18 protein-coding genes and 2 tRNA genes are annotated in these 18,629 nt (G+C 69.5%); 11 read left to right on the forward strand and 9 right to left on the reverse strand.

Annotated features, from left to right (window positions below; genetic code table 11):
• Positions 1–87: 87 nt before the first annotated feature.
• Genes RQG84_RS04555 through rpmH form a run of 8 tightly spaced genes read right to left on the reverse strand, consistent with a single transcriptional unit; the run spans position 88 to position 4,903 of the window.
• Positions 88–990, reverse strand: coding sequence for a ParB/RepB/Spo0J family partition protein (locus RQG84_RS04555; protein WP_396135226.1), 903 nt, complete (start codon positions 988–990; stop codon positions 88–90).
• Entirely contained in the window at positions 987–2,024 is a 1,038-nt protein-coding gene (locus RQG84_RS04560; RefSeq protein ID WP_396135227.1) for a ParA family protein, read from the reverse strand. Before RQG84_RS04560 ends, RQG84_RS04555 begins: the two co-directional genes overlap by 4 nt.
• On the reverse strand, positions 2,021–2,596 hold the full coding sequence (rsmG, locus tag RQG84_RS04565) for a 16S rRNA (guanine(527)-N(7))-methyltransferase RsmG (RefSeq protein ID WP_311209051.1): 576 nt from the start codon (positions 2,594–2,596) through the stop codon (positions 2,021–2,023). The genes RQG84_RS04560 and rsmG overlap by 4 nt, the downstream gene beginning before the upstream one ends.
• A 55-nt stretch (positions 2,597–2,651) precedes the next feature.
• Positions 2,652–3,125 (reverse strand): R3H domain-containing nucleic acid-binding protein, encoded by a 474-nt coding sequence (locus RQG84_RS04570; protein ID WP_311209052.1) that lies wholly within the window; start codon positions 3,123–3,125, stop codon positions 2,652–2,654.
• 7 nt (positions 3,126–3,132) lie between these two features.
• Positions 3,133–4,104 (reverse strand): membrane protein insertase YidC, encoded by a 972-nt coding sequence (gene yidC, locus RQG84_RS04575; protein WP_311209053.1) that lies wholly within the window; start codon positions 4,102–4,104, stop codon positions 3,133–3,135.
• Positions 4,089–4,382, reverse strand: coding sequence for a membrane protein insertion efficiency factor YidD (yidD, locus tag RQG84_RS04580; protein ID WP_311209054.1), 294 nt, complete (start codon positions 4,380–4,382; stop codon positions 4,089–4,091). Before yidD ends, yidC begins: the two co-directional genes overlap by 16 nt.
• Complete coding sequence (rnpA, locus tag RQG84_RS04585; protein WP_311209055.1) at positions 4,379–4,762, reverse strand: ribonuclease P protein component; 384 nt, start codon at positions 4,760–4,762, stop codon at positions 4,379–4,381. The genes yidD and rnpA overlap by 4 nt, the downstream gene beginning before the upstream one ends.
• 3 nt (positions 4,763–4,765) lie before the next feature.
• Complete coding sequence (gene rpmH, locus RQG84_RS04590) at positions 4,766–4,903, reverse strand: 50S ribosomal protein L34 (RefSeq protein WP_055962443.1); 138 nt, start codon at positions 4,901–4,903, stop codon at positions 4,766–4,768.
• Positions 4,904–5,249: 346 nt separating this feature from the next.
• Between rpmH and dnaA the strand changes: the two genes are divergently transcribed.
• The 5 genes from dnaA to RQG84_RS04615 all read left to right on the forward strand — a co-directional run bounded on the left by dnaA (position 5,250) and on the right by RQG84_RS04615 (position 11,080).
• Positions 5,250–6,758: a chromosomal replication initiator protein DnaA gene (gene dnaA / locus RQG84_RS04595; RefSeq protein WP_311209056.1), complete on the forward strand. Its 1,509-nt coding sequence runs from the start codon at positions 5,250–5,252 to the stop codon at positions 6,756–6,758.
• A gap of 441 nt (positions 6,759–7,199) precedes the next feature.
• Entirely contained in the window at positions 7,200–8,342 is a 1,143-nt protein-coding gene (gene dnaN, locus RQG84_RS04600; RefSeq protein WP_055962449.1) for a DNA polymerase III subunit beta, read from the forward strand.
• Positions 8,343–8,388: 46 nt separating this feature from the next.
• Positions 8,389–9,309 carry a phosphogluconate dehydrogenase (NAD(+)-dependent, decarboxylating) gene (gene gnd, locus RQG84_RS04605; protein WP_055962451.1) on the forward strand — a complete coding sequence of 307 codons (921 nt, stop codon included), beginning with the start codon at positions 8,389–8,391 and terminating at the stop codon, positions 9,307–9,309.
• A gap of 3 nt (positions 9,310–9,312) precedes the next feature.
• Complete coding sequence (gene recF / locus RQG84_RS04610; protein WP_311209057.1) at positions 9,313–10,446, forward strand: DNA replication/repair protein RecF; 1,134 nt, start codon at positions 9,313–9,315, stop codon at positions 10,444–10,446.
• 1 nt (position 10,447) lies between these two features.
• Positions 10,448–11,080 carry a DciA family protein gene (locus RQG84_RS04615; RefSeq protein WP_311209058.1) on the forward strand — a complete coding sequence of 211 codons (633 nt, stop codon included), beginning with the start codon at positions 10,448–10,450 and terminating at the stop codon, positions 11,078–11,080.
• Between the two features lie 141 nt (positions 11,081–11,221).
• Here RQG84_RS04615 and RQG84_RS04620 read toward each other — a convergent pair whose 3' ends face one another.
• Positions 11,222–12,061, reverse strand: coding sequence for a phosphatase PAP2 family protein (locus tag RQG84_RS04620; RefSeq protein ID WP_311209059.1), 840 nt, complete (start codon positions 12,059–12,061; stop codon positions 11,222–11,224).
• Positions 12,062–12,345: 284 nt separating this feature from the next.
• Between RQG84_RS04620 and gyrB the strand changes: the two genes are divergently transcribed.
• From gyrB to RQG84_RS04650, 6 genes are all read left to right on the forward strand, one after another.
• Positions 12,346–14,391 (forward strand): DNA topoisomerase (ATP-hydrolyzing) subunit B, encoded by a 2,046-nt coding sequence (gyrB, locus tag RQG84_RS04625; protein WP_396135240.1) that lies wholly within the window; start codon positions 12,346–12,348, stop codon positions 14,389–14,391.
• A gap of 189 nt (positions 14,392–14,580) precedes the next feature.
• On the forward strand, positions 14,581–17,139 hold the full coding sequence (gyrA, locus tag RQG84_RS04630; protein WP_396135241.1) for a DNA gyrase subunit A: 2,559 nt from the start codon (positions 14,581–14,583) through the stop codon (positions 17,137–17,139).
• Positions 17,136–18,155: a DUF3566 domain-containing protein gene (locus RQG84_RS04635; RefSeq protein ID WP_311209061.1), complete on the forward strand. Its 1,020-nt coding sequence runs from the start codon at positions 17,136–17,138 to the stop codon at positions 18,153–18,155. Before gyrA ends, RQG84_RS04635 begins: the two co-directional genes overlap by 4 nt.
• A 143-nt stretch (positions 18,156–18,298) precedes the next feature.
• Positions 18,299–18,376, forward strand: a tRNA-Ile gene (locus RQG84_RS04640).
• Positions 18,377–18,398: 22 nt separating this feature from the next.
• Positions 18,399–18,518 (forward strand): DLW-39 family protein, encoded by a 120-nt coding sequence (locus RQG84_RS04645; protein ID WP_311209062.1) that lies wholly within the window; start codon positions 18,399–18,401, stop codon positions 18,516–18,518.
• An 8-nt stretch (positions 18,519–18,526) separates the two neighbouring features.
• A tRNA-Ala gene (locus RQG84_RS04650) sits at positions 18,527–18,602 on the forward strand.
• The last annotated feature ends 27 nt before the right edge of the window (positions 18,603–18,629 follow it).

Genomic DNA, 18,629 nt, shown 5'->3' on the forward strand with positions numbered 1-18,629 from the left:
TGGGGACGACTGGCACCGGTCGTGCAAGCGTTATAGAGTCAAAGCGACTTGTCGATTTGTCGACACATCGACTTCAGTGGCCGCCGATCAGTGGTTCCGCGGCGGGTCCATCATGGCCACGATGCGCTCGAGGTCGTCGACCGTCGCGAACTCCACCGTGATCTTGCCCTTGGACTTGCCGAGGTCCACCTTCACCCGGGTGTCGTAGCGCTCGGACAGGCGCGAGGCCAGGTCGGCGAGGCGAGGTGCCGTCACCGTGCGACCCTGCGTGCGCGAGCGTGACGTGGCCTGGTCCTCGGAGTCACCGAACTTCACGATCTCCTCGAGGGCACGCACCGAGATGCCCTCGGCCACCACCCGGGCGGCCAGCCGGTCCTGCACCTCGGGGTTGCCCACCGAGAGCAGCGCACGAGCATGGCCCGCCGAGAGCACACCGGCCGCCACACGACGCTGGACCGCGGGCGGCAGCTTCATCAGACGCAGCGTGTTGGTGACCTGGGGACGTGAGCGACCGATCCGGTCGGCCAGCTCCTCCTGGGTGCAGCCGAAGTCCTCGAGGAGCTGCTGGTACGCGGCGGCCTCCTCCAACGGGTTCAGCTGTGAGCGGTGCAGGTTCTCCAGCAACGCGTCGCGCAGGAGGTCCTCGTCGGTCGTGTCCCGCACGATGGCGCCGATGGTGTCGAGGCCGGCGAGGCGGCTCGCCCTCCACCGGCGCTCGCCCATGATCAGCTCGAACGAGCCCGGGGACGCCTCGCGCACGACCACGGGCTGCAGCAGGCCGACCTCCTTGATGGAGTGCACGAGCTCGGACATGTCCTGCTCGTCGAAGACCTGACGCGGCTGGCGCGGGTTCGCCACGATGGAGTCCAGGGGCAGCTCGGCGAACCGCGCCCCCGCGACCTCCTTCAGGCCCGACGCCTCGGCCTCGGCAGGGGTCGAGGGAATCAGCGACTCCAGGCCTCGTCCGAGTCCACGGCGTGGTGCCATCATGCATCCCCTTCGCTGGTGTGCGCGGCCTGCGCGATCTCGCGGGCCGCCTCGAGGTACGACAACGCCCCGGAGGAACCGGGATCGTAGGTGAGGACCGTCTGCTGGTAGCTGGGCGCCTCGGAGATGCGCACCGAGCGCGGGATCGCCGTGGCCAGCACCTTCGGGCCGAAGTGCTCGCGCACCTGCTCGGCGACGCCGGCCGACAGGCGGGTGCGTGCGTCGTACATGGTCAGCAGGATGGTCGAGATCTCCAGCCGCTGGTTCAGGTGGGCGCGCACGAGCTCGATGTTGCGCACCAGCTGGCCCAGGCCCTCGAGCGCGTAGTACTCGCACTGGATCGGGATGAGGACCTCACGTGCCGCCACCAGCGCGTTCACCGTGAGCAGACCCAGGGACGGCGGGCAGTCGATGATCACGTAGTCGATGCGGTCCCCCGCGCGCTCACGCTCGTCGAGGTGGGTCTCCAGTGCCCGCTTCAGCCGCGTCTCGCGCGCCACGAGCGAGACGAGCTCGATCTCGGCTCCGGCGAGGTCGATGGTGGCCGGCAGGACGGTCAGTCCGTCGAGCTGGGGTGCGCGCTGCACCAGGTCGCTCATCGGCACGTCCTCCACGAGGGCCTCGTAGACCCCCGGCGTGCCCTCGCTGTGCGGGATGTCGAGAGCCGTCGACGCGTTGCCCTGGGGGTCGAGGTCGACCACGAGGATGCGCAGTCCCTTCTGCGCCAGCGCAGCGGCCACGTTCACCGCGGTGGTCGTCTTGCCGACGCCACCCTTCTGGTTCGCGACGACGAAGACGCGGGTCGAGGACGGACGCGGCAGCTGACTCGTGCTGCGCGCCCGGCGCGCCAGGTCCACGTGGTCCTGGGCCTCACGGGCCAAGGGTGTCGAGTCGTCCGGCAGCGGCGTCGCTGCGGCCGTCTCGGCTGCTGTGGCGGCGTAGCTCGATGCCGGGCTCGCCTGCTCGGAGATGCCGTGCAGGGGGTGTGTTTCACGTGAAACGCCGCCGAGGCCGCTTCCACCGTCATGGGCGTTCACTTCGTCACCTCCACCACCGTCGTCGGGACCTCGACCTCACCGTACGTCCGGATCAGCGTATCGGTGGCACCGAGGCGTCCGAGGGTGCGCTTCGCACCCTCCAGCTCCTCGGGCGCCGACTGCCCCTTCAGCGCCAGCAGTACGCCTCCCGGCTTCACCAGGGGCATGCACCACTTCGCCAGCTTCTCCAGGGCGGCGACGGCGCGCGCGGTCACGACGTCGAAGGTCTCGTCGACGTCCTCGGCACGCGAGCGCACCACCCTCACGTTCTCCAGGTCGAGCTCCGCCACGACCTCGTCCAGGAAGGTCGTGCGTCGCAGCAGCGGCTCGATCAGGGTGACCTGCAGGTCGGGCCGACCGATGGCCCACACGAGACCAGGCAGCCCGGCGCCGGAGCCGACGTCGGCCACGGTGGCTCCCTGGGGGAGGCGTGGCAGCACCACGCCGCTGTTCACGAGGTGGCGGTCCCAGAGACGGGGGACCTCGCGGGGCCCGATCATCCCGCGCTCGACACCGTCGGTCGCGAGGATGCCGGCGTACCGGGAGACCAACGGCAGCTGGTCATGGAACACCCCCGCGGCCACGGGCGGCGGCGGGGGTGTTTCACGTGAAACAGTCATCCGGAGATCAGTCGTCCGATGCTGGCAGGACCACGACGTGGCGCGAACGATCGGCGCCCTCGGACTCGCTGACCAGGCCGGCTGCCGCGACGGCGTCGTGGACGACCTTGCGCTCGAACGGGCTCATCGGGTCGAGAGCCACGCTCGGCTCGCCGGCGCGAACCCGCTCGATGGCACCGGCCGCCACGGACTCCAGCGCCGTACGACGCTGCGAGCGGAAACCGCCGATGTCGAGCATGAGGCGGCTGCGCTCGCCGGTCTCGCGGTACACCGCGAGGCGCGTCAGCTCCTGCAGGGCCTCCAGCACCTCGCCGTCACGCCCGACCAGCTGGTCCAGGTCGCCACCGACGATCGAGACCGACGCGCGGTCGTTCTCCACGTCCATGTCGATGTCGCCGTCCAGGTCGGCGATGTCGAGCAGCTCCTCCAGGAAGTCCGCAGCGATGTCGCCCTCGGCCTCGAGCTTCTCTGCATCCGTCATGCGCCGGTCACTTCCTCTTCTTCTTGTTCGGGCTGGGTCGCGATCCCGAGGCACGCTGGTTGCGGGTCTGCTTCTTGGGCTGGTTGCGCGTCACGCCGGGGTGCGGCTTCTCCAGCTCCTTCAGGGGATCCTCGGCCACGTTCTTGCCGTGCTTCACGTCGCGCTCCTGCTTGGCCTTGAAGGCCGGGGTGCCGGGAGCCGGGTTGTTGCGGATGACGTAGAACTGCTGGCCCATGGTCCAGAAGTTCGACGTGGTCCAGTAGATGAGCACACCCACGGGGAACGCCACACCACCGATCGCGAAGACGAACGGCAGCACGTACAGCAGCATTTTCTGCTGCTGGGCGTAGGGACCGGACAGCGCGTCCGGCGGCATGTTCTTGCTCATCAGCTGGCGCTGCGTCAGGAACTGCGTGCCACACATCGTGATCACCATGACGATGGCAATGATGCGCGTCTCGACGTGGGTGGCGTTCACGAGCGTGTCGGCGATGCGTCCGCCGAGGAAGATCGCGTCCTGCAGCTGCTCGGCGAGCTTCTCGGTCATGAAGCCGCGGGCGCCCTCGGCACCGTTCTTCGCCGCCTGGTCGATCACCCGGAAGAGGGCGAAGAACACCGGCATCTGCAGCAGCAGCGGCAGGCACGAGGCGAACGGGTTGGTGTTGTGCTCCTTCCAGAGCTTCATCTGCTCCTGGGCGAGGCGCTCCCGGTCGTGCCCGTACTTCTTCTGCAGCTCCTTGATGTGCGGCTGCAGCAGCTGCATGTTGCGGCTGCTCTTGATCTGCTTGACGAACAGCGGGATCAGCAGGGCACGGATCGTCACGGTGAGGCCGACGATCGCGAGTGCCCACGACCAGCCACCGGCGGGGTCGAGCCCGATCCGGGTGAACAGCTCGTGCCAGACCAGCAGGATGCCGGACACCGCGTAGTACAGCGGCGTCATGATGGCCGAGCCGATCGAGCCTAGGAAGTCGAACATGGTTCTCCAGGGGTGGGGGTGGTCGCCGTCGTGACGGCGAGAGAATCAGGGGTGCCCGACCCACGGCGCGGGGGGACCGGGTCGACGCCGCCGGCGGCCCACGGGTGGCAGCGTCCGACTCGACGTGCCGCCAGCCAGGAACCACGCAGCGCACCGTGCGTCTCGACGGCCTCGAGAGCATAGGCCGAGCAGGTCGGGTAGTACCGGCACACCTGGCCGTACAACGGGCTGATCGCGAAACGATACGCCTTCAGCAGGGCCACCAGCACGGTCCTCATCGACCGGCTCCGGCCGGCATCCGCTGCTCGGCCTTGCGCACGACCGTGGTCAGCGCGAGGTCGAGGTCGGCACCGAGACGCACGCTGTCGACACGGGCCGACGCCGGCAGGGCACGGACGACCAGCTTGGAACCCTGCGGCACCGACGCCGGCGTGCCACCGACCAGGTGAGGCGCCACCAGGTGGCGCAGTCGACGCTTCACGCGGTTGCGCACCACGGCCGGACCGACGGCCTTGGACACGACGAAACCGACGGAGGTGTCTCCGTCGGTTCCGATCGAGAGATGCGCGACGAGGGTCGGCGTCGAGGCCTTCGCCCCGCGACGGACGGCGACCTTGAAGTCACCTGCCTCACGCATGCGGTGGGCCCGTCGGAGCACGGCTCAGGCAGACAGCTTCGCGCGGCCCTTGCGGCGGCGGTTGGCCAGGATGGAGCGCCCCGCGCGGGTGCGCATGCGCAGGCGGAAGCCGTGCTTCTTGGCGCGACGGCGGTTGTTCGGCTGGTACGTACGCTTGCTCACGAGAATCAGGTCCTTCGACGTTTCGGGCCGGGGATCGACGGCCACCGCTCGCCCGCGGTGAGGATCTCGATCCGTGGGCATGCGGCAACGGTCGTGTTGCACGACTGCTCCACGGTACGGGGGCGCCGGACGCCGGTCAAACTGACCCCATAGGGCACTACGATGAAGCGGGTCCAACCGACACGCCGGACGATCCACAGGAATGTTCCGAAGTCGCTTGATCGAGGCTTGGCCGCGCTGCTAGCGTCGCCCGTCTGCGACTTTTCCACAGCGCGCGACCATCGGGAAGCTGGATGCACACCGTGTGGAAAACCTTGTGGACCACACCACCATCCGGGAGAGATGCATGACCGAAGCCTCAGGGCCGGGCAGTGGGGTCGCCGACCTCTCTGCCGCGTGGGAGCAGGCGGTGTCCACGCTCTCGATGGGCGCGAAGGTCTGGGTCTACAACGCCGAGCCGATCAGCCGGCACCCCGGAATCTTCATCGTGGGCGTGCCCGACGACCTGAGCCGCGCGCAGCTGGAGTCGCGGGTGCGACCCGCCCTGGAGCACGCGCTGTCGGCCGAGCTCGGCGAGCAGGTCCGCCTCGTCGTCACGATCGAGCCGGCGCTGGGCGAGAAGTCCTCGGCTGCCACGGCACAGCCCGACGAGCAGCGCGATTCGTTCGAGAAGAATCCACAAGACGACAAGTCGATAAATCCCCTGACGTTGGTCAACCCGGCGCCAGAGGAGGACGTCGAGGAGATCGACGCCGACGAGTTCAAGCCCAGCTGGGCCCAGGAGCCCGACCCCCACCAGCGACGCACGAGCGTGCACGAGGCACGGCTCAACGCGCGCTACCTCTTCGAGAACTTCGTCATCGGCTCGTCCAACCGCTTCGCCCACGCCGCCGCCGTCGCCGCGGCCGAGGCGCCCGGCAAGGCCTACAACCCGCTCGTCATCCACGGTGACTCCGGCCTCGGCAAGACCCACCTGCTGCACGCCATCGGTCACTACGTCCTGAACCTCTACCCCTCCTCGCGCGTGCGCTACGTCAACAGCGAGGAGTTCACCAACGACGTGATCAACGCGATCCGCGAGAACCGCACGTCGGCGCTGCGTCAGAAGTACCGCGAGATCGACGTCCTGCTGGTCGACGACATCCAGTTCCTGGAGAACAAGGAGTCGACGCAGACCGAGTTCTTCCACACGTTCAACGCGCTGCACAACGCCAACAAGCAGATCGTCATGACGTCGGACCGCCCGCCCAAGAACCTGCGCACGCTCGAGGAGCGGCTGCGCAACCGGTTCGAGTGGGGCCTGCAGACCGAGATGCTGCCGCCGGACCTCGAGACGCGGATCGCGATCCTGCGCAAGAAGGCGGCCATCGAGAAGCTCACCGCCCCGGCCGACGTGCTGGAGTTCATCGCCAGCAAGGTCCAGACGAACATCCGCGAGCTCGAGGGCGCCCTCATCCGCGCCACGGCCTTCGCCAACCTGCAGGGCACGACGGTCGACCTCCAGCTGGCGCAGATCGTGCTCAAGGACCTGGTCGCCGAAGGTGAGGAGCCCGAGATCACCTCCGGCGTGATCCTTGCCCAGACCGCGGCCTACTCGGAGTTCTCCATCGAGGAGCTGTGCGGCACGAACCGCAGCCGCGACCTCGTGCTCGCCCGCCAGATCGCGATGTACCTGTGCCGTGAGCTCACCGACATGTCGCTGCCCAAGATCGGCGCCGACTTCGGCGGCCGTGACCACACCACCGTGATGCACGCCGATCGCAAGATCCGCAAGCTCATGGCCGAGAAGCACGCCGTCTACAACCAGGTCACGGAGCTGACGAACCGCATCAAGCAGCAGGCTCGCCAGAACTGACCTCGTCGCCACCTCACGGCCGAAGCCCTGCACGGGCTTCGGCCGCGTCGTGCTGCGCCCGCATCGTTCATGCACACCTGGGGACGACTCTGTGGGAAAGTCTCGACTCGAGGTGGACACACGCGACGTCGGTGTGAACGACATGTGAACGACACGGCGCGCTGCACAGGGCACGGGGGGCCGTCCACGCACCACGCACAGGCCTGTCCACCGGCTCGAACGCGACCTGACCTGCACGAACGACGGTTGTCCACCGAATCCACACCGGCTACGACGACGACGAGAGAGTTACATGTCCGGATGCTCCGCAAGAGTGTCCTGCGGGGTGGGATGTGGACGACCGACCCGACGGCCGAACCCGTCCTCTCCCGACCTACCTGTCCCACCGCGTCCGTGGCAGGATGCAGTCCTAGTCTCTTCATGCCCGAAAGGCCTCGATCCTTGAGATTCCGCATCGATCGCGACACGTTCGCCGACGCCGTGGCGTGGACCGCGCGCAGCCTGCCCACCCGGCCGAGCGTGCCGGTCCTCGCCGGCCTGCTCGTGGAGACGTCCGGCGACGGCCTCACGCTGTCGGGTTTCGACTACGAGACCTCCACGCGAGCGACCCTGCCCGCCGAGGTCGCCGACGACGGGCGTGCACTGGTCTCGGGTCGCCTGCTGGCCGAGATCGTGAAGTCGCTGCCGGCCAAGCCGATCGACGTCAGCCTCGACGGCACCAAGGTCCAGGTCTCCTGCGGCAGTGCCCGCTTCAGCCTGTCGACGATGCCGGTCGAGGAGTACCCGCAGCTGCCCCAGATGCCCAGCTCGTCCGGGACCATCAAGGCCGACGAGTTCGCCACCGCGGTCGCGCAGGCCAGCGCCGCGGCCGGCCGCGACGAGATGCTGCCGCTGCTGACCGGCGTTCGGCTCGAGATCGACGGCTCCACCATCTCGCTGATGGCGACCGACCGGTTCCGCGCGAGCCTGCGTGAGATGCAGTGGTTCCCCGAGGCGGGCGACGCCTCGGGCCACGCCCTGGTGCCGGCCCGCGTGCTCGGCGAGACCGCGCGCTCGCTGGTCTCGGGCTCCGACATCACGATCGCGATCTCCTCGGGCGAGGCCGGCGACGGCCTCATCGGCTTCGAGGGCACCGTGGGCAACGGCACCCGCCGCACCACCACCCGCCTGCTCGAGGGTGACTTCCCGCGGGTGCGCCAGCTGTTCCAGGCACAGGCCGAGACGGTCGCGTACGTGCGCACGTCCGACCTGGTCGACGCCGTCAAGCGCGTGTCGCTGGTCGCCGAGCGCAACACCCCGGTCCGGCTCACCTTCTCCGAGGGCCAGGTGCTCCTCGAGGCCGGCAGCGGCGACGAGGCGCAGGCGTCTGAGTCGATCGAGGCGACCATCGACGGCGCCGACATCTCGATCGGGTTCAACCCCGGCTACCTGCTCGAGGGGCTCGGCGTCATGTCGGAGCCGGTCGTGCACCTCGCGTTCACCCAGCACACCAAGCCGGCCGCCATCTCGGGCGTCCGCGAGATCGGCGACTCACCCGACGGCGCCTTCCGCTACCTGATCATGCCGGTGCGTCTGCAGGGCTGACCTGCACGCACCACCTCGCACACCACGACTCCTGGGAGGGAGATCCATGCACCTCGGACTCGTCGGACTCGGCAAGATGGGCGGCAACATGCGGTCCCGGCTGCGCGACGGTGGTGTCACCGTCACGGGCTACGACCGCAACCCCGACGTCACCGACGTCGACTCGCTGGAGGCGCTCGTCGCCGAGCTCCCCTCGCCCAAGGTCGTCTGGGTGATGGTGCCCTCGGGCGAGATCACCCGCGCCACGGTCGAGGAGCTCATCGGGCTGCTCGGCGAGGGCGACGTCATCGTCGACGGCGGCAACTCCCGCTGGACCGACGACGAGAAGCACGCGGCCCTGGCCGCCGAGAAGGGCATCGGCTACGTCGACTGCGGCGTGAGCGGCGGCGTGTGGGGCCTGGAGAACGGCTACGCGCTCATGGCCGGTGGCGACGCGCACGACATCGCGAAGGTGCAGCCCGCGTTCGACGTGCTCAAGCCCGAGGGTGAGTCCGGCTTCGTCCACGCGGGCAGCGTCGGCGCGGGGCACTTCTCCAAGATGGTCCACAACGGCATCGAGTACGCCATGATGCAGGCCTACGCCGAGGGCTTCGAGCTGCTCGAGAAGGCCGAGCTGGTCGACAACGTCACCGACGTCTTCGACTCCTGGCGGGTCGGCACGGTCGTGCGCTCCTGGCTGCTCGACCTCCTGGTCAAGGCCCTGCAGGACGACCCCGGCCTGTCGAAGATCCGCGGCTACGCCGAGGACTCCGGCGAGGGACGGTGGACCGTCGAGGCGGCCATCGACCACGCGGTGCCGGCACCCACGATCGCGGCGTCGCTGTTCGCGCGGTTCGTGTCGCGCCAGGACGAGTCGCCGGCCATGCAGGCCGTCGCGGCCATGCGTCAGCAGTTCGGCGGTCACGCCGTGCAGGCTGCGTCCGAGGCCGGTCACGACCCGGCCGACATGGACGCACGCCCCTCCTGACGCATGCACGTCGCCCGTCTCTCGCTGCACGACTTCCGGTCCTACCCCGAGGTCGAGATCGTTCTGGAGCCGGGACCCACCGCGTTCATCGGGGCGAACGGCCAGGGCAAGACCAACCTGGTGGAAGCCGTGGACTATCTGTCGCGGCTCGACTCGCACCGGGTCTCGTCGGACACGCCCTTGGTGCGGGCCGGCACGGACCGCGCGGTGGTGCGGGCCGAGGTCGTGCGGGGTGATCGCACCGCGCTCCTGGAGCTGGAGATCACGCCGGGCCGGGCCAACCGGGCCCGCGTCAACCGCGCCGCACTGCCGCGCACCCGCGACCTGGTCGGCGTGCTCCGCACGGTGACCTTCTCCCCCGAGGACCTGGCGCTCGTCAAGGGCGACCCGTCGGACCGGCGCCGGTTCCTCGACGGGCTGCTCGTGCTGCGCACCCCGCGGCTCGCCGGCGTGAAGGCCGACTACGAGCGGGTGCTGCGTCAGCGCAACGCGTTGCTGAAGTCCGCGCGGAGTGGTCGATTCTCGAATCGACAAGTCGACATGTCGACTCTTGATATCTGGGACGACAAGCTGGCGACGCTGGGCGGCGAGCTGGTGGCGGCGCGCATCGCGCTGCTGCACGACCTGGCACCGTTCCTCGTCGACTCCTACCGGACGGTGGCCACCGAGGCGGCGGCCGACCGGCGCGACGTCACCGCCTTCTACCGCGCATCGACCCCGGCCGACGACGAGTCGCCCGCCGGGGTCCGGGAGGCGTTGCTGGCCGGCATCGAGGAGCGTCGACGCGACGAGCTCGACCGGGCGGTCACGCTCGTCGGTCCGCACCGCGACGAGGTGGAGCTGGCCATCGGCACCCTGCCCGCCAAGGGCTACGCCAGCCACGGCGAGTCGTGGTCGCTCGCCCTGGCCCTGCGACTCGCGTCGTTCACGCTCTTGCGCGACGACGACGGCGACGACCCCGTGCTGATCCTCGACGACGTCTTCGCCGAGCTCGACCAGGGTCGGCGCGAGCAGCTCGCCGAGCTGGTCGGCGACGCCGAGCAGGTGCTCGTGACCGCGGCCGTGGCCGAGGACGTGCCCAAGGCGCTCGCCGGGCAGCGGTTCGACGTCCACGGCGGACAGGTCACCGGAGCGTGACGTGAGCGGTCCCGACGACGACACCCCCGACGAGGACACCCCCGACGAGGACGCACCCGGCGCGGACGGCCCCGGCGCCGAGGGCTCCGACGTGAGCGGACCCCACGACGGCACTCCCGCGGACCCGTCCACGTCCGACGTGCCGGACGCCGGGGCGGCGGAGCCGGACCCGCTCGGCCTGGCGCGCGAGATCGCGGACTCCTACCGCGGCACGGGCGCACCGGTCCGGCCACGGCGGCGTCGGGTCCACGGCTCCACCCCGGCTCGGCGCAAGGGTCGCGAGGACCCGTCGTCGGTGGCCGACGCCCTGGGCGACCTGGTGCGCCAGCAGGGCTGGGACGGACGCCTCTCGGCTCAGCGCGTCTTCACCGACTGGGCCTCGATCGTCGGTCCGGAGATCGCCACGCACTCGGCGGTCGACGGGTACGCCGACGGCATCGTGCACGTGAAGACGGACTCCACGGCCTGGGCCACCCAGCTGCGTCTGCTCGCGCCGCGCCTCGTGGCACGCCTGAACGAGGAGCTCGGCGACGGCTCGGTCCTGCGCATCGAGGTGCGCGGTCCCCAGGCCCCGTCGTGGAAGCGTGGCCTCCGCTCCGTGAAGGGCCGCGGCCCGCGCGACACCTACGGGTGAGAGCAGGTCGCCCTGCGGCTGCGTCGCCACGGTCGGCCGAGGTCAGAGGTAGCTCTCGCACCGAACGACGCTGCCTAGAGGTGCGTCACCTACCTCCGCGGGCCCGGTTCGGTACGTCACCTACCTATGACGGCCACGGTCCTACGACGTCGGCGTGACCCGGTTGGCCGCGGCGACGCCGAGGCCGAGGGCCACACCCAGGGCGCCGAGCACGAGCGCGGCGTCGGTGAAGCCGTCCCACCCGTACGACGGGCGCACGCCGATGGCGACGAGTGCGACGATCGCACCGATCGACCCGACGAGGGCGAGCAGCCAGGTGCCGGGGACCCGTTCGTGGTCGCTGCCCAGCAGCACGGAGACGGCAGCCGTCCACGCGGTGGTGACCAGCACGGCGCCCACGACGTCGGACGGACGGTGCCAGCCGGCCACCACGGTCGAGGCGCCGGTCAGGGCGACGGCGAACGCGCCGACGGGGACCACGAGCGGGCGCATCCACCGCGGCGACACGAGGCACAGCGCTCCGACGCCCGAGGCGATCACGGTGGTGTGGCCGCTCGGGAAGCTGTTGGACGCCACGACGCCGTCGACGAGGTCGGCACGCTGGAGCAGCACGTGCTTGAGCACCTGCGTCGTGACGTTCGCCCCGGCGATGATCGTCAGGGCCCCCGCCGCCAGGGGAACCCGTCCCCGCGACAGCGCGAGCGCCACGCAGACGATCGACACGATCCCGATGGCACCGATCGACACGTAGCCGAGCACGCTCAGCACCTGCAGCTGGGTCTCGCGCCCGGCGACCACGGTGTTCATGGCGCGCTCGTCGAGGCGCTGGCCGAGCGGCGTCAGCAGCACGAACCAGACGAGGACGCCCCCGAGGGCCACGGCGGCGACGGCCGTGAGGGCGGCCGGACCCCGCACCGCGGAGCCGCGGGCCAGACGCTGCGGCGTCGGTACCGTGGTCGGGTCGGGTTCGGTGAGCGCCATGGCTCAACGATGACGCATGGCCGCAACCTCCGTCGAACGACGCCAGAGTGGCCGCAGACGCCCGAACAGGACCGGCGGGCGATCGGGCCATGGGTGACCACCCTGCGCGAGGCTCCCAGGCATGCTCTGTGGCCTCCCAGTGGCATCTGAGCGGAAAAAGTCCGTGGCTGACACTGGGGACAGTGCGCTGGGAGCCACAGAATCGCCCGTATACTGATTCGGTGACCACAACTCCAGACGACGCCGCGACTCCCGAGAACTCAGCGCCGACGAACGAGGACATCGTGACCGATGACACCGTGACGGACGAGGGCGGAGCTGCTGACGGCGGAACCGCCCTGCAGCGCGGCGGCCCGGTGGCCGGCTCCTACGACGCCAGCAACATCCAGGTGCTCGAGGGCCTCGAGGCGGTCCGCAAGCGCCCCGGCATGTACATCGGCTCCACCGGTGAGCGCGGCCTGCACCACCTGGTCTACGAGGTCGTCGACAACTCCGTCGACGAGGCCCTGGCCGGTCACGCCTCCCACATCGAGGTCACGCTGCAGGCCGACGGCGGCGTCAAGGTCGTCGACGACGGTCGTGGCATCCCGGTCGACATCCACCCCACCGAGGGCATCCCCGCCGTCACGCTCGTGCTCACGTCGCTGCACGCGGGTGGCAAGTTCGGCGGTGGCGGCTACAAGGTGTCCGGCGGTCTGCACGGCGTCGGCATCTCCGTGGTCAACGCGCTGAGCACGACCATGCACACGGTGGTCAAGCGCGACGGCTTCGTCTGGCGGCAGACGTTCGACAACGGCGTGCCCACGGCCGAGCTCGAGAAGGGCGAGGCCACCGACGAGACCGGCACGGCGCAGACCTTCTACGCGAACGCCGAGATCTTCGACTCCGTCGAGTACAGCTTCGACACCCTCAAGACGCGGTTCCGCGAGATGGCCTTCCTCAACAAGGGCCTCGAGATCCGGCTGCGCGACGACCGCGACGCCGCCGTCGAGGCCGCCGCCGACGACTCGGTCGTCGACGAGATCGAGCGCGAGGTGCAGTTCCGCTACGACCGCGGACTCGTCGACTACGTCGAGCACATCAACGTCGGCAGCAAGTCGCCGATCCACCGCGAGGTCATCTCCATCGAGGCCGAGGACGAGGCCAAGGGCCTGTCGCTGGAGATCGCGATGCAGTGGAACGACTCCTTCACCGAGTCGGTGCACACCTTCGCCAACACGATCAACACCCACGAGGGCGGAACGCACGAGGAGGGCTTCCGGGCGGCGCTGACCACCACGGTCAACAAGTTCGCCACGGCGCAGGGCCTCATCAAGAAGGCCAGCGACAACCTCTCGGGCGAGGACATCCGCGAGGGCCTCACCGCGATCGTCTCCATCAAGCTGGAGGAGCCGCAGTTCGAGGGCCAGACCAAGACCAAGCTGGGCAACAGCGAGGCCCGCTCCTACGTGCAGTCGGTCGTCAACGACTACATCGGCGCCTGGTTCGAGCAGAACCCCGCCGAGGGCAAGGTCATCGTGCGCAAGTCGATCGACGCCGCCACGGCACGTCTCGCCGCGCGCAAGGCGCGTGACCTCGCCCGCAACCGCAAGGGCCTCATGGGCGGCGGTGGTCTGCCGGGCAAGCTGGCCGACTGCCAGTCGCGCAACCCCGAGGAGTGCGAGATCTTCATCGTCGAGGGCAACTCGGCGGGTGGCTCGGCCAAGGGTGGCCGCGACCCGTACGCGCAGGCGATCCTCCCGCTGCGCGGCAAGATCCTCAACGTCGAGAAGGCCCGCATCGACAAGATCCTGCAGAACGCAGAGGTCCAGGCGATCATCAGCGCGCTCGGCACCGGCGTCCACGACGACTTCGACATGGCCAAGCTGAGGTACCACAAGATCGTGCTGATGGCCGACGCCGACGTCGACGGCCAGCACATCTCCACCCTGCTGCTCACGCTGCTGTTCCGGTTCATGAAGCCGCTCATCGACGGCGGCCACGTGTACCTGGCGCAGCCGCCCCTGTACAGGATCAAGTGGACGAACTCGCCCCACGAGCTGGCCTACACCGACAGCGAGCGCGACGGTCTGCTCGCCGCCGGTGCCGAGGCGGGCAAGCGCCTTCCCAAGGAGGCCCCGGTGCAGCGCTACAAGGGTCTGGGCGAGATGAACGACTCCGAGCTGTGGGACACCACGATGGACCCGGCCCAGCGCGTGCTGCGCCAGGTGACGCTCGAGGACGGCGCCATGGCCGACGAGATGTTCACGATCCTCATGGGCGAGGACGTGGAGCAGCGTCGCTCCTTCATCCAGCGCAACGCCAAAGACGTCCGCTTCCTCGACATCTGATCGGAGCACCACGATGCACGCACGCTGGCGGCGTTTCTCGTCGCTCGCAGGCCAACCCCGGGCCAGCGTCGCTCCTCGACCTTGCCATCGCACGCACCTCGTGGCGTCCGATACCACTGACAGGAACTAGCCGTGACTGATATCCCCACCGAGCACGACCGCACCGAGCCCGTCGAGCTGCAGGTCGAGATGCAGCGCTCCTACATCGACTACGCCATGAGCGTGATCGTGTCGCGTGCGCTGCCCGACGTGCGCGACGGCCTCAAGCCCGTGCACCGTCGCGTGCTCTACGCGATGTACGACGGCGGCTACCGCCCCGACCGCGGGTTCTCCAAGTGCTCGCGCATCGTCGGTGACGTGATGGGTCAGTACCACCCGCACGGCGACACGGCGATCTACGACACCCTCGTGCGCCTCGCGCAGCACTGGGTCATGCGCGCGCCGATGATCTCGGGCCAGGGCAACTTCGGCTCGCCGGGCAACGACGGCGCCGCGGCCATGCGGTACACCGAGTGCAAGCTCGCGCCCATCGCCATGGAGATGGTGCGCGACATCGACAAGAACACCGTCGACTTCCGGCCCAACTACGACGGCCGCTCCCAGGAGCCGACGGTCCTGCCGGCCCGGTTCCCGAACCTGCTCGTCAACGGCTCGGCGGGCATCGCCGTCGGCATGGCCACCAACATCCCGCCGCACAACCTGCGCGAGGTCGCCGACGGCGCCCAGTGGGCGCTGGCCCACCCCGAGGCCGGACGCGAGGAGCTCCTCGAGGCGCTCATGGAGCGGATCAAGGGTCCGGACTTCCCCACCCACGGCCTCATCGTCGGCACCCAGGGCATCGACACGATGTACCGCACGGGACGCGGATCGATCACGATGCGCGGCATCGTCGACATCGAGGAGGACGTCAAGGGCGGCCTGAGCCTGGTCATCAAGGAGCTGCCGTACCAGGTCAACCCCGACAACCTCGCCGAGAAGATCGCCGACCTCGCCCTCACCGGCCGGGTGCAGGGCATCGCCGACGTCAACGACGAGTCCTCCTCGCGCGTCGGTCGTCGTCTGGTGGTCAAGCTCCGCCGCGACGCGGTCGCCCGCGTGGTGCTCAACAACCTCTACAAGCACACCGAGCTGCAGTCGAACTTCAGCGCCAACATGCTGGCGATCGTCGACGACGTCCCCCGCACGCTCACCCTCGACGGCTTCATCACGCACTGGATCAGCCACCAGATCGAGGTCATCCAGCGACGCACCCAGTACCTGCTCGACGACGCCGAGGCGCGCGCCCACATCCTGCGCGGCCTGGTCAAGGCGCTCGACGCGCTCGACGACGTCATCGCCCTCATCCGTCGCAGCCCCACCGTCGAGGAGGCCCGCGACGGGCTGATCGGGCTGCTCGACATCGACGAGCTGCAGGCCCGCGCCATCCTCGAGATGCAGCTGCGTCGCCTGGCGGCCCTCGAGCGTCAGAAGATCATCGACGACCTCGCCGCGCTCGAGCGCGAGATCGCCGACTACAAGGACATCCTCGCCAAGCCGGAGCGCCAGCGGACCATCGTGTCCGAGGAGCTGGCCGAGATCGCCGACAAGTACGGCGACGACCGCCGCTCGCCCATCGTGGCCGCCGACGGCGACCTCTCGATGGAGGACCTCATCCCCGACGAGGACGTCGTCGTCACGATCACGCGCGGCGGCTACGCCAAGCGCACCCGCACCGACCTCTACCGGGTGCAGGGTCGCGGCGGCAAGGGCGTGCGCGGGGCCCAGCTGCGCGACGGCGACTTCGTCGAGCACCTGTTCCCGACCACGGCGCACCACTGGATCTTGTTCTTCACCACGGCGGGCCGCGTGTACCGCACCAAGGCCTACCAGCTGCCCGAGGCCGGACGTGACGCCAAGGGCGGGCACGTGGCCGGTCTGCTGAGCTTCCAGCCCGACGAGGAGATCGCGCAGGTGCTGGCCATCCGCGACTACGAGCAGGCGCCGTACCTGGTGCTCGCCACCCGCAAGGGTCTGGTCAAGAAGACCCGCCTGGCCGACTACAACAGCCCGCGCCAGGCCGGCGTCATCGCGATCAACTTCCGCGACGACGACGACGCGCTCATCGGTGCCGACGTGGCCGGCCCCGACGACGACCTGCTGCTGATCAGCAAGAAGGCCCAGGCCATCCGCTTCCGGGCCGACGACGACCAGCTGCGGCCCATGGGTCGAGCCACGTCGGGCGTCACGGGCATGAAGTTCCGCGGCGACGACGCGCTGCTGTCGATGACGGTCATTCGTCACGAGCACGCCGACGTCGCCGTCGAGGACGTGCCCGAGGAGGACCGGCTCTACGTCTTCACCGTCACCGACGGTGGCTACGCCAAGAAGACGTCGATCGACGAGTACCGCCTGCAGGGCCGCGGTGGCCTGGGCATCAAGGCCATGCAGATCACCGAGAACCGCGGTGAGCTGGTCGGTGGCCTCGTGCTCAAGGACACCGACGACGTCATCTCGGTGACGGCCAGCGGTCAGGTCACGCGCAGCCAGGTGGCGGGCGTCCCGGCCAAGGGTCGCGGCACGATGGGCGTCACGTTCGTGAAGTTCAAGGGCTCCGACCGGGTGGTCACGATCGCCCGCAACACCGATCTGAGCGGCGCGGCGGAGCCCGACGCAGATGCCGAGGCGGCTGCTCCCGGTACGGTGGAATCCGTGACGCCCGAGGCCGACGCCGCCGGGCCCGACACGACCGACGAGGGGCAGGACGAGTGAGCGATCCGCAGAAGCCTGAGGACCGGGCTCCGCGCCCGGGCGCCGGCGACGCCGCGCGCACCCAGCAGATCCCCCGACTCGGTCGCGACGGCAAGCCCGTCCGTTCGCAGAAGACCGTGGCCGACGCGCTGAGAGAGGCGCGCCAGTCGCCGGAGGAGCCGGCCAAGAACGAGTCCAACGGCACGGCCCGCCGACCTGCGGGTCCGGCACGTCCTGCCGCGAGCGGTCGGTCGTCGTCGTCCTCGAGCTCGTCGGAGAGCAGCGCCGCGAAGCCTGCATCGAAGACGCCCGCGGCGAAGCCGACCGAGAAGCCCACCGACAAGGCCGCGCCGCGCGACAAGGCCGCACCCGGCGCACCGCGATCGGGTGCTGCGTCGGCAGCAGCGAAGCGCGCCGAGACCAAGAAGGCCGCCGAGGCCAAGAAGACCTCGCAGTCGCCCAGGACCCCGGAGTCCACGCCGCAGAAGCCTGCGGCTTCGGGCGCGTCCACCGCGACGTCGTCCACCTCGTCCCGTTCGTCGACGCCGACGGCGGGCGACTACGCCCGCACCACCCGCCAGAGCCCGGACTCCACCGCCGTCATCCCGGCGGTCAAGGACGACGCTCCCTCAGCGACCAGCCCTGCTCCGGCCGCCTCCGCCGCGTCCACGTCGGGTCGCCAGGCCCGTCTGCGGCTCACGCACGTCGAGCCGTGGTCCGTCACCCGTCTGGCCTTCGTCGTGTCGGTCGCGCTCATGATCGTCTCGGTCGTCGCGGTCACGATCTTCTGGGTCGTGCTCGACCTCACGGGCATCTGGGACCAGCTGAACGGCACGGTCACCAACGTGCTCTCCGACAGCGAGGGCAGCTTCGACCTCACCGACTACCTGGGCCTCGGCCGACTCGTGGGCCTGACGCTGGTGTTCAGCGCCATCAACGTGGTCCTCATGACGGCGATCGCCACGGTCGCCGCCCACCTGTACAACCTCGCCGCCCAGCTCCTCGGTGGCATCGAGGTCACCTTCACCGACAGCTGATCCCAGCCGCTCCCCCCATCGGTGGATCGTCAACCGCAGCGACGCCTCTGCGGTTGACGATCCACCGATGGTGAGGCGTCGTCGGCGCCTAGGACCCGATTGGTCCGGCACGAGGACAGTGGGGTAGAGTTCATCGCTGTTGCGGGCCCATAGCTCAGCTCGGTTAGAGCGCTTCCCTGATAAGGAAGAGGTCGCTGGTTCAAGTCCAGCTGGGCCCACCACCGGACGCACGAGGAGGACACGATGAAGAAGCTTCTCGCCCTCGTCCTCGCGGCGCTCGGGGTGCTGTGGGTCAGGTCCCGTCGTGACGACGGAACAGCGACCACGCGCACCACCTGGGAGCAGGCGACCGACCCGGTCTGATCCCCTGAGGGGCTGTGGCGCAATTGGTAGCGCACCTGCTTTGCAAGCAGGGGGTTAGGGGTTCGAGTCCCCTCAGCTCCACCACCGGTCGTTGACCCTCCCGCCTCGAGT

The sequence above is a fragment of the Aeromicrobium sp. WCS2018Hpa-31 genome (genome assembly GCF_031843905.1).
Classification (GTDB): Bacteria; Actinomycetota; Actinomycetes; order Propionibacteriales; family Nocardioidaceae; genus Aeromicrobium.

Bases quoted from the DNA above. Each gene is read 5' to 3' on its own strand.
- yidD (WP_311209054.1), bottom strand. From the start codon at position 4,382: ATGAGGACCGTGCTGGTGGCCCTGCTGAAGGCGTATCGTTTCGCGATC.
- recF (WP_311209057.1), top strand. From the start codon at position 9,313: ATGCACGTCGCCCGTCTCTCGCTGCACGACTTCCGGTCCTACCCCGAG.
- RQG84_RS04555 (WP_396135226.1), bottom strand. From the start codon at position 990: ATGATGGCACCACGCCGTGGACTCGGACGAGGCCTGGAGTCGCTGATT.
- RQG84_RS04620 (WP_311209059.1), bottom strand. From the start codon at position 12,061: ATGGCGCTCACCGAACCCGACCCGACCACGGTACCGACGCCGCAGCGT.
- RQG84_RS04645 (WP_311209062.1), top strand. From the start codon at position 18,399: ATGAAGAAGCTTCTCGCCCTCGTCCTCGCGGCGCTCGGGGTGCTGTGG.
- yidC (WP_311209053.1), bottom strand. From the start codon at position 4,104: ATGTTCGACTTCCTAGGCTCGATCGGCTCGGCCATCATGACGCCGCTG.
- dnaA (WP_311209056.1), top strand. From the start codon at position 5,250: ATGACCGAAGCCTCAGGGCCGGGCAGTGGGGTCGCCGACCTCTCTGCC.
- gnd (WP_055962451.1), top strand. From the start codon at position 8,389: ATGCACCTCGGACTCGTCGGACTCGGCAAGATGGGCGGCAACATGCGG.
- RQG84_RS04570 (WP_311209052.1), bottom strand. From the start codon at position 3,125: ATGACGGATGCAGAGAAGCTCGAGGCCGAGGGCGACATCGCTGCGGAC.
- gyrA (WP_396135241.1), top strand. From the start codon at position 14,581: ATGCAGCGCTCCTACATCGACTACGCCATGAGCGTGATCGTGTCGCGT.